At 72.3% G+C, this 9,544-nt stretch carries 7 protein-coding genes; 2 read left to right on the top strand and 5 right to left on the bottom strand.

Annotated features, from left to right (window positions below; all coding sequences use genetic code 11):
- Positions 1 to 58: 58 nt before the first annotated feature.
- Positions 59 to 1,048 (bottom strand): DMT family transporter, encoded by a 990-nt coding sequence (locus ACL02O_RS32405; RefSeq protein ID WP_412821994.1) that lies wholly within the window; start codon positions 1,046 to 1,048, stop codon positions 59 to 61.
- Positions 1,049 to 1,215: 167 nt separating this feature from the next.
- Between ACL02O_RS32405 and ACL02O_RS32400 the strand changes: the two genes are divergently transcribed.
- Entirely contained in the window at positions 1,216 to 2,886 is a 1,671-nt protein-coding gene (locus ACL02O_RS32400; protein ID WP_412821993.1) for a DUF885 domain-containing protein, read from the top strand.
- A gap of 64 nt (positions 2,887 to 2,950) precedes the next feature.
- On the opposite strand, the gene ACL02O_RS32395 is transcribed toward ACL02O_RS32400, so the two are convergent.
- The 3 genes from ACL02O_RS32395 to nudC form a co-directional block, all read right to left on the bottom strand.
- On the bottom strand, positions 2,951 to 4,528 hold the full coding sequence (locus ACL02O_RS32395) for a DUF6114 domain-containing protein (RefSeq protein WP_412821992.1): 1,578 nt from the start codon (positions 4,526 to 4,528) through the stop codon (positions 2,951 to 2,953).
- Positions 4,529 to 4,609: 81 nt separating this feature from the next.
- On the bottom strand, positions 4,610 to 5,158 hold the full coding sequence (locus tag ACL02O_RS32390) for a DUF6230 family protein (RefSeq protein ID WP_412821995.1): 549 nt from the start codon (positions 5,156 to 5,158) through the stop codon (positions 4,610 to 4,612).
- A 451-nt stretch (positions 5,159 to 5,609) separates the two neighbouring features.
- Complete coding sequence (gene nudC / locus ACL02O_RS32385) at positions 5,610 to 6,533, bottom strand: NAD(+) diphosphatase (protein WP_412821991.1); 924 nt, start codon at positions 6,531 to 6,533, stop codon at positions 5,610 to 5,612.
- A gap of 189 nt (positions 6,534 to 6,722) precedes the next feature.
- On the opposite strand from nudC, the gene ACL02O_RS32380 reads away from it, so the two are divergent.
- Positions 6,723 to 8,534: a VanW family protein gene (locus tag ACL02O_RS32380; protein WP_412821990.1), complete on the top strand. Its 1,812-nt coding sequence runs from the start codon at positions 6,723 to 6,725 to the stop codon at positions 8,532 to 8,534.
- A gap of 74 nt (positions 8,535 to 8,608) precedes the next feature.
- On the opposite strand, the gene ACL02O_RS32375 is transcribed toward ACL02O_RS32380, so the two are convergent.
- A complete protein-coding gene (locus tag ACL02O_RS32375; protein ID WP_412821989.1) occupies positions 8,609 to 9,235 on the bottom strand; it encodes an NADPH-dependent F420 reductase in 627 nt (208 codons plus the stop codon).
- Positions 9,236 to 9,544: the final 309 nt, after the last annotated feature.

Below are 9,544 nucleotides of genomic sequence, written 5' to 3'. Positions count from 1 at the left end.
CCCGAGACCGGCTGGGCGTCGGCCCGGCGGATCAGGCGCGGGCGACCGGTTCCGCGGATCAGGCGCGGGCGACCGGTTCAGCGGCGGGCTCGGCGGCCGGCACCGCGGGCACGCCGGCGACCGTCCGCGGCCGGCGTCGGCCGAGTACGCCCTGGGCGACCGCCACGCCGAGGAGCACGATCAGCGCGCCGACCGGCTGGTGCCAGTTCAGCCGCTCGCCGAGCACGACCGCGCCGACCAGCACCGCGAAGATCGGGATCAGGTAGGTGACGGTCGACGCGGTGCTCGCCCCGGCCACCCGGATGTTGCGCAGGTTGATCACAAAGGCCAGCCCGGTGCCGAGCGCGCCGAGCGCCGCCACGCTGGCCACCACCCGCAGGGAGAGGTCGGTCGGCACCGGCGGGGCCCCCGCCACCAGCGGCGTGACCACCGCCAGCTGCGCGGTCGCGACCAGCAACTGCGCCGCCGACAGCGACAGTCCGGAGTACGCGCTGCCGGCGATGAACTTCTTCTGGTACGGGATGGCCACCCCGTAGCAGGCCGCGGCACCCAGGCACATGAGCTGCCCGGTGAAGTGCGACCCGCCGAGGCCCTCCCAGACGCCGAGGACCACCAGCACGCCGGCGAAGCCCAACGCCAGCCCGACCGCCCGGCGCACGGTCAGCCGCTCGGTGCGGAAGACCAGCACCGCCAGCGGCAGCACGATCAGCGGCGTGGTGGCGTTCCAGATGCCGGCGAGCATCGACTCCACCCGCTGCTCGCCGAAGCCGAACAGGGTGAACGGCAGGGCCACGCCGAACGCGGCGACCACCAGCAGGTGCGCCCACACCCGGGGTTCGCGGGGCAGCCGCTCGCGTAGCACGGCCAGCATCACCAGCAGCGTCGCGGCACCGGTGGCGACCCGGTAGAGGGTGAGCTGCAACGGGTGCAGCTCGGTCACCCCGACCTTGATGAAGAGAAAGCTGGAGCCCCAGATCACGCCGAGTGCGAGGAAGCCGGGCAGCCAACTCCGCAGCGCCGCCCGGTCAGGAGTGAAGTGCGCCGTCACCCCTGACACTCTGCCGCAGGGGTACGACGATGTCCCGCGAAAATCGGACGCCGTGTCGGCCGCCACAGAACCGGGACCGTCGGCGCTCCCCGTCCCGTCGTACCTGCTGCCGTGAACACGGCAAACACGGTCGACAACGAAGCGGCACGGTCACGTAGGGTCGCCTCGTGGGACGAATCGATGACCTCGCCAACCGTTACGTGGCCGACTGGGCACCGCTGAGCCCGACCGGCGCCACCTACGTCGGCATCGCCGGCTACGACGACCAGCTCGACGACCTCTCCCCCGCGGGGTACGCGGCCCGCGCCGACCTGGTCCGGCGCACCCTCGCCGACCTCGACGTGACCGAGCCGGACACCGAGGCCGAGCGGACCGCGAAGGAGGCGATGCAGGAGCGCCTCGGGCTGGACCTCGCCCGGCACGAGGCCGGCGAGACCGCGAGCGAGGTCAACGTGATCGCCAGCGGGTTGCACGAGATCCGCATGGTCTTCGACCTCATGCCGACCGAGGGCGACGACGCCCGGGCCAACATCGCCGCCCGGCTCAACGGCTTCCCCGCGGCCCTCGAAGGCTACAAGCGGACGCTGCGTGAGGCGGCCGCGGCCGGGAAGGTCAGCTCGCGGGTGCAGCTGGTCGAGGTCGCCAAGCAGTGCGACATCTGGACCGACCCGAACGGCGACAACTTCTTCCACGGCCTGGTCGAGCGGCTCGGGGCCGACGGTGCGCTCGGTGCCGAGCTGCGCAAGGGGGCCGCCGCCGCGACCGGGGCCACCGCCGAGTTCGGGCAGTTCCTCCGCAACGAGCTGGCCCCGCACGGCCGGGACAAGCAGGCCGCCGGCCGGGAGCGGTACGAGCTGGCCTCGCAGTACTTCCTCGGCGCCAAGGTCGACCTCGACGAGACGTACGCCTGGGGTTTCGCGGAACTGGCCCGCCTGGAGGCCGAGATGCGGGCGGTGGCCGCCCGGATCGCCGGGCCGGGTGCCAGCATCGACGACGCCGTGCGAGCGCTGGACGCCGACCCGGCCCGCACCATCCGGGGCAAGGAGGCGTTCCGGGACTGGATGCAGGCGCTGGCCGACAAGGCGATCAGTGAGCTGCACGGCACCCACTTCGACATTCCGGAGCAGGTCCGCCGGATCGAGTGCTGCCTCGCGCCGACCAGCGACGGCGCGATCTACTACACCGGCCCGAGCGAGGACTTCTCCCGGCCGGGCCGGATGTGGTGGGCGGTGCCGCAGGGCATCACCGACTTCTCCACCTGGCGGGAGGTGACCACCGTCTACCACGAGGGCGTGCCGGGTCACCACCTCCAGGTCGCCCAGACCGCCGTCCGCGCCGACCTGCTCAACCGCTGGCAGCGGCTGCTCTGCTGGGTCTCCGGGCACGGCGAGGGCTGGGCGCTCTATTCCGAGCGGCTGATGGACGAGCTGGGCTACCTGGAGGACCCGGGCGACAAGCTCGGCATGCTCGACGGCCAGGCGCTCCGCGCGGCCCGGGTGATCGTCGACATCGGCATGCACCTGGAGCTGGAGATCCCGCGGGACAACCCGTTCGGCTTCCACCCGGGCGAGCGCTGGACGCCCGAGCTGGGCTGGGAGTTCATGCGGGCGCACTGCCGGGTGCCGGACGAGACCCTGCGCTTCGAGCTGAACCGCTACCTCGGCTGGCCGGGGCAGGCCCCCTCGTACAAGGTGGGCGAGCGGATCTGGCTCCAGGCCCGGGACGAGGCGAAGGCCCGCAAGGGGGCCGACTTCGACCTCAAGGAGTTCCACCGCCAGGCGCTCGACCTGGGCGCGCTGGGTCTCGACCCGCTGCGCCAGGCGCTGGCCCGTCTCTAGGCGTGGCGACGGCCGGGAGTCGGAGGTCTCCTCCGGCTCCCGGCCGTTTCGTCCATCCGGCGGATCAGGCCAGGTCGAGCTTGAGCTTCGGCGTGGCGGTGAGGACGTTCGAGTCGACGAACGCGAGGTCGATCGACGGGTCGGTGAAGGTGATCGGGAGCGGCGAGGTGATCGGGATGCCGTCCGGGAACGGCAGGTCCGGGGTGAGCGTGATCTTGATGCCGAGCAGGTACCCGACGAAGCGGGTGGCGTAGAAGGCGACGTCCCCCTGGACCGTGAGCCGGTCGGTGACGTACCGCTGGTGCTTGCCCGACGGGCCGTCGGCCATCAGCACGAAGTCGTCGGTCACCGCCTTGTCCATGCTGAACTTCAGCGTCTTGAGGGTGCCGGCGCGGGTGGGCAGGTCGACGATGCCGTCGAAGCGCAGCCCGGTCATGGTCACCTTGGAGCCGGTGAGCTTGGAGGGCTGCGCGGCGACCGTGGGCTGGCTCGACTCGGCGGCGATCCGGGGCAGCGGCTGGCCCGCCTCGACCGGCTTCGGCTTGGCCGGCTGCACGTCGACGCAGGTGGTGCGGCTCGGCTTGGTCGAGGGCTCCGCCGCGGAGCTGGCGCTGGGCGTCGGGGTGGCGCTGGTGGTGGCTTCGGCCGGGGTGGCGCTGGCCGTCGGCTCGGCGACGGCCGGCGCGTCCGAGTTGCTCGGCGTCGGGGTGGGCGAAGGCTCGGCGCTGCCCGAGTCGTCGCCGGTGAACAGGCCGGTGATGCCGTCGATGATGTCGGTCAGCAGGTTGCCGTCCGACGTCGGCTCCGGCGTGGGGCTCGGGCTGGCCGAGGCCGAGGCCGACGCGGAGTCCGACGGCTGCGGGGCGGCGGAGGTGGTGCTGGTCGGGCAGGCGGTCGGTGCGGCGAGCGCGGGCTGCTCACCACGCAGCGCGAAAAGGCCGGCCGCCGAGACGCTGGCGAGCACCAGCAGGATCGCGTACAGCTTTGGGTCACGGGACCCGGGACCCTCCGGTGCGTCCGGGCCGACGGCCGGCAGCACCTGCGTGCTGTCGGCGGACTCGGTGGGGGCCGGCTCCCGCAGCGGGTTGCGTGGCTCGGGCAGCGTGTCGGTGAGCACGCCGGTCGTCTCGTCCTCGCGCTGCCGGGGCAGCAACTCGTCGACGAGGGCCGGTTCGTCCGCGTCCTCGTCCGCGTCCTCCTCCTCGACCGGGCCGGCCTCGACGACCGGCTCGGCGGCCGGGGCCTTCTTGGCCGGCACCCAGGCGAAGCCGAGGGCGCTACCGACCATGCCGAGCAGCAGGCCGATGAAGAAGCCGCCGAGGTTGACTCCGATCAGCGAGAAGAGCGCGGAGATCGCTGCGACGATCGAGTAGAACATGCGCTGCTCCGGGCTGAACCAGAGCAGCATCCCGCAGGCGACCAGGGCGACCGGGATCAGCCAGGACAGGAATCCGGTCGGCCCGACGTGGAAGTTGAAGCTCAGGCCGTTGAGGTCCATCTGCGTGGTGGCGAAGATCTCCAGGCCGGCCAGCGCGGTGAAGAGCCCACCCCAGAACGGCCGCGTCCGCCGCCACCGGCGGAAGCCACGCCATGCCTGCCCGAACCGGCTGGGCCGGGCCTGCTGCGTCTCGGCGGTTGTCACGTACTCCTCCTGGCTGTGCTGACGGGGTGAGACATGGTCGAGGCCCGCGGAGGGCGCCCTCCGCGGGCCTCGGACATCAGATCAGAAGCATTCCTTGGCGGAGGCTCCCACGTTCAGCTTGAGCTTGAGGCCGTTCAGGGTGAAGGTGCCGGCGGTGGTGGAGCGGGCCACCTGCTGCAGGTCGGTGATGACGACCTTGTCGGCGCTCTGACCGAAGGACTTCGCCGGCGCGCTCGCGTTGAGGTCGGTCGCGTCGCGGCCGATCTGGATGTTGCTGAACACCGCGTCGCCCTCGAGGGAGTCCATGTCGATCACCATGTCGCTGGCGGTCGCCGGGTTGCCGTTGCCACCGGCGTTGATGGTCAGCACGATCGGCACGCCCGGGATGCTGGCGTTGACGGACTGGCAGAGGTCGTAGAGCTTGGCGCTACCGATCTCCGAGATGGCGACCGGGTGCAGGGTGCCGTCCTTCTCGTGGTCCACGCCGCCGTACTGCTTGAAGCCCTCACCCTCAAGCTTCGAGGCGCTCACCTTGAAGGTCTGGCCCGAGACGGCGAACGAGGCGGCGATGGCGCCGTTCGCCATGCCCAGCACGATGCCGCCGGCCACGACGGTCGCCGGCACCATCATCGCGGCGAAACGACGCCAGCGGGTGCCGCCACTCACCTGGCGGTCTTCCGATTCACTCACAAGGTCCTCCTCGACGGGGGTGCGTCACCGACCGCGGGTCGCGACTCGGGACGGGGAAAGCTGCGGGGCGGCGCGGCGACCGTTGTGCCGACGGGCCGCGCACTACGCGGATTGGATGCTCTCGCGAAGCGACACACCTCACAAGTCCCTTGCTACTGACGGGTAACACACTCGTGGTATCAAGATCGCCCAGGGTTACCATCGGTTAACGTCCGGACGGCAATGAGTCCAGGGCAAATCGACTCGATTACGGCAGGAAGACAGTCGGGTTTCACCTGTGGTAGCCGTCACGGCTGTACATCACAGTTCGGTAACGGGGGCCTGACAAACCGCTGTGGGTGATCCTCCGATCACCCGTCCGGCCGACCCCGCTGACCGGTCGGGCGGGCCGTCAGCCCCGCCGGTCCAACCAGGACCCCAGCAGGTGGTGATCGATCGAGTCGATCCGGCCGAGCGGACGCCCCTGTGCCACCCGGGCCCGCAGCTCCTCCCGGCTGAACCAGCGCGCGTCCACCAGCTCCTCGCCGTCCACCCGGATCTCCTCGGAGGCGGCGGTCGCCCGGAAACCGACCATCAGCCCCGCCGGGAACGGCCACGCCTGCGAACCCTGGTACGCCACCCCGGTCACCGTCACACCGGCCTCCTCGGCCAACTCCCGGCGCACCGCGTCCTCCAGGCTCTCCCCGACCTCCACGAAGCCGGCCAGCGTCGACCACGACCCCTCCGGCGCGCCCCGGTGCCGGGCCAGCAGGCAGCGCCCGGGCTCGCCGGGCGCCTCCACCAGCACGATGACCGCCGGCTCGATCCGGGGAAAGAGCAGTCGCCCGCAGCCGGAGCCGGTGCAGGAGCGGTTGTGCCCGCCGTCCCGCACCTGGGTGGCCGCACCGCAGCCACCGCAGTACCGCTGCCCCCGGTGCCAGTGCAGCAGCCCCTTGGCGTACGCCTGCACGGCCGCCTCGGCCGCGCCCAGCCCAGCCACCAGCGCCCGTACGTCGACCGCCTCGGCCGCCCCGGCCAGCGCCAACGCCTCCGACTCGAGCCGGGCCGACAGGTCCACGGCGAAGAGCGCCCGGCCGGCGTCCAGGCCGAGGAAGACCGTCTCGTCGGCGGCGCCGAGCAGTCCACCGCCGTCGAGGGCGGCGCGGCGCACCGGAACGCGCTCCGCCGACACCAGGCAACGATCCCGCCAGAAGGGCAGCAGGACGCTCTCCCGGTCGGTCAGCCGCGCGGCGATCCACCCCGGGTCGGTGCGCAACCCGCCGGCCCGGTCCAGCCATCCGCCGCCGTACGCCAGGCCACGCTCATCCGTCCGCACCCGCCTACCGTGCCACACGCACTGGCGGGGACCCGGGTCGGGCGATCGTCGCGACACGGTGCCGCCCGCTCGGCACGCTGCCGGTGTGACGTCCGGGCGGCGACTCCCGCCCTGCTCGAGCGTTGGTTACCGTAGTTGTCTTCCGGGTGGGGGAGCGGTCCCCACGTGGTACTTCCGATCGAGGTAGCTGTGACGCTGTACGGGGAGAAACCTCCGCCCGCCGACGACCGGCCCACGGTGAAGGTCACCGCGGTGAGCTGGCCGGACGACGAGCCGGAACCCGCCGTCGCACCGGCGCCGGTCCGGCCCGCCTTCTTCCGGCGGGGCCGGGTGCTGCTCGCCGGCGGGATCGCCGCCGCCGTACTCGCCGCCGGCGTCGGGGCCGGCGCCTGGGCGTACGCGGGTGACGTGCCCCGGGGCACCACCGTGCTCGGCGCCGAACTGGGCGGCCGGAGCCGCGCCGAGGCGGCCCGGGCGCTCCGCGCCGAGCTGGACCGCCGCGCGGCGACGCTCAGCGCCCCGGTCAAGGTGACGGTGGGCGAGCGGAGCGCCGAGCTCAGGCCCGCCGACGTCGGCCTCGCGGTCGACGTGGACGCCACCGTGGCGGCCGCCGCCGCGGTCGACGCGCACGCGGTGGACCGGCTCGTCGGTTCCCGCACGGTCGACCCGGTGGTGACCGTCGACGCCGCCCGGCTGGACGCCGCGCTGCGGCGGGTGATGGGCGCCCAGGGCCGGGAGATGACCATGCCGGCCATCATCTTCACCGGCACCACCCCGAAGCCCGTCTACCCGAAGCCGGCGCTCACCCTGGACCGGACCGGCGCGGCCGAGGCGGTCAAGGCGGGATGGGTCGCCGCCACGCCGGTGGTCGTGCCCCTGGTCGAGAAGTGGCCGGCGACCGGCCGCGAGGAGGTGGAGCGGCTGGTGACCGAGCTGGCGAAGCCGGCCGTGGCCGCCCCGGTGAAGCTCTCCACCGCCCAGGGATCGCTCACCATCCCGCCCAGCGCGATCGCCCGCAGCCTGCGCTTCTCCGCCGACGAGGCGGGCAAGCTGACCCCCCGGGTCGACCTCGAACGGCTGCGCATCGCCCTCGACGGCCGGCTGGCGAAGATCGAGGTGGAGCCGAAGGACGCCGGCCTGACCATCAGCGGCGGCAAGCCGAAGGTGGTGCCCGGGCGACCCGGCCGGCAGCTGGATGCCGGCACCTTCGGTCGGGATCTGCTCGCCGTGCTGCCGAAGGCGGACGGCCGGACCGTCACCGCCGACCTGAAGCCGGCCGAGCCGGAGCTGAGCGAGGCGAAGCTGGCGGAGCTGGGCATCAAGGAGCGGGTCTCCACCTTCACCACCCGGTTCCCCGGCGGCCTCTCCTCGCCGCGCAGCCAGAACATCGTCCAGGCGGCCAAGGACGTCGACGGCACGATCGTGCAGCCGGGCCAGACCTTCTCCCTCAACGCCCACACCGGCGAACGCGGCTACGACCAGGGCTACCAGGACGCGCCGACGATCGTGAACGGCAAGCTCGTGCCCGGCGTCGGCGGTGGCGTCTCCCAGTTCACCACCACGCTCTTCAACGCCACCTACTACGCGGGCCTGGAGGACGTCGAGCACAAGCCGCACTCGTTCTACTTCAGCCGCTACCCGGCGGTGATCGAGTCGACGATCTTCTGGCCGCAGCTCGACTTCAAGTTCCGCAACAACACCAAGCACGGCGTACTCATCGACACCTCCTACACCTCGAGCACGATCACCGTGTCGATCTGGAGCACCAAGATCTACGACAGCGTCAAGACCGAGTACGGCCCCCGGCGGGACATCACCCAGCCCAAGACGGTCTACCTGGAGCCCGGCCCCGACTGCATCTCCGCTGCGGGCAGCGTGGGCTTCGCGCAGGACGCCTTCCGGGTCATCACCCAGAACGGCAAGGTCATCAAGCGGGAGAAGTTCAGCTGGCGCTACGCCCCTGAGCCACGCTTCGTCTGCGGTCCCGACCCGGCCGGCTGACCTCGGTCGGCCGCAGACACGAGAAGCCCCGCCGGGCATCGTCGCCGGCGGGGCGTTTCTCTGTGGTACGCCCGTCAGGGACGCGCCTCGGCGAGCCCCTGCCGCACCCCGTCGGCGTCGCGGTCGGTGCCGTAGACCGGCGTGTCCGGCTGCTGGCGCCAGCTCTCGTCGAGCGTGCCGGCGTCCACCGGGTCAAAGCCCAACTCGTCGACCAGCTCCATGGCCACCCGCTTGGCGTCGGCGTCGTCGCCGGCCACCGGCAGGGCGATCCGGCCCGGGGCGCCCGCCGGCTTGCCCTCGTCCATCAGGTGCGCGGCCTGGATGGTGTTGAAGACCTTGACCACGCGGGCGCCCTTGAGGTGGTCCGCGGTCCACCGGCTGGAGCTGAGGCTGCGGTCGACCAGGTCGGGGATGTCCCCGTCGCGCTGCGGGTAGTAGTTGTCGGCGTCGATTACGAGCTTGCCGTCGAAGAGCGCCGCCGGCAGGTCCGGCACGGCCTTCACCGGGACGGCGACGACGACCAGTTCCGCCGCCTGGACCGTGTCCTCGAGCGTGCCGGCCGTCGCACCGGTCTCCGCCGCCAGGTCGCCCAGGCTCTGCGGCCCCCGCGAGTTGGTCACGGTCACGTCGTGACCGAGGGCGCTCAGGCGACGGGTGAGGGTGCCGCCGACGTGCCCCGACCCGATGATTCCGATCTTCATGACCACTCCTGCCTCCGCCAACGCCTGGCGGTCAGTTCCGGCCGAACCATCAGCAGGTACCCCGACCGGTGCGCCCCGATCGGGTGTGGGGCGTACCGCACGTCACGTTTCCGCCGCGTCGGCGGGTGACAGGTGACCGAAGGCCCCGTCCCGTCCCGACGGTACGAGAACCGACAGCCGGTACGCGGGAAATTCGCCGAAGGCCGCTCCGGCCCGGCCGGGGCTGCTCACTCGGATCGGCGTCGAGCCGGGATGCGTTCCGGGGCTGGCGGGCCGGGGACGACTCACCCGATCGCCGGTGGCGTCCGA

Origin of the sequence: Micromonospora mangrovicola (genome assembly GCF_047200535.1) — a bacterium.
Lineage (GTDB): Bacteria > Actinomycetota > Actinomycetes > Mycobacteriales > Micromonosporaceae > Micromonospora.
Note: the sequence above shows the minus strand (reverse complement) of the source record. Positions and strands in the feature narration are given on the sequence as shown.

Coding starts and splice junctions, on each gene's coding strand:
- ACL02O_RS32390 (WP_412821995.1), bottom strand. CDS start 5,158: ATGATGGTGCCGGCGACCGTCGTGGCCGGCGGCATCGTGCTGGGCATG.
- ACL02O_RS32375 (WP_412821989.1), bottom strand. CDS start 9,235: ATGAAGATCGGAATCATCGGGTCGGGGCACGTCGGCGGCACCCTCACC.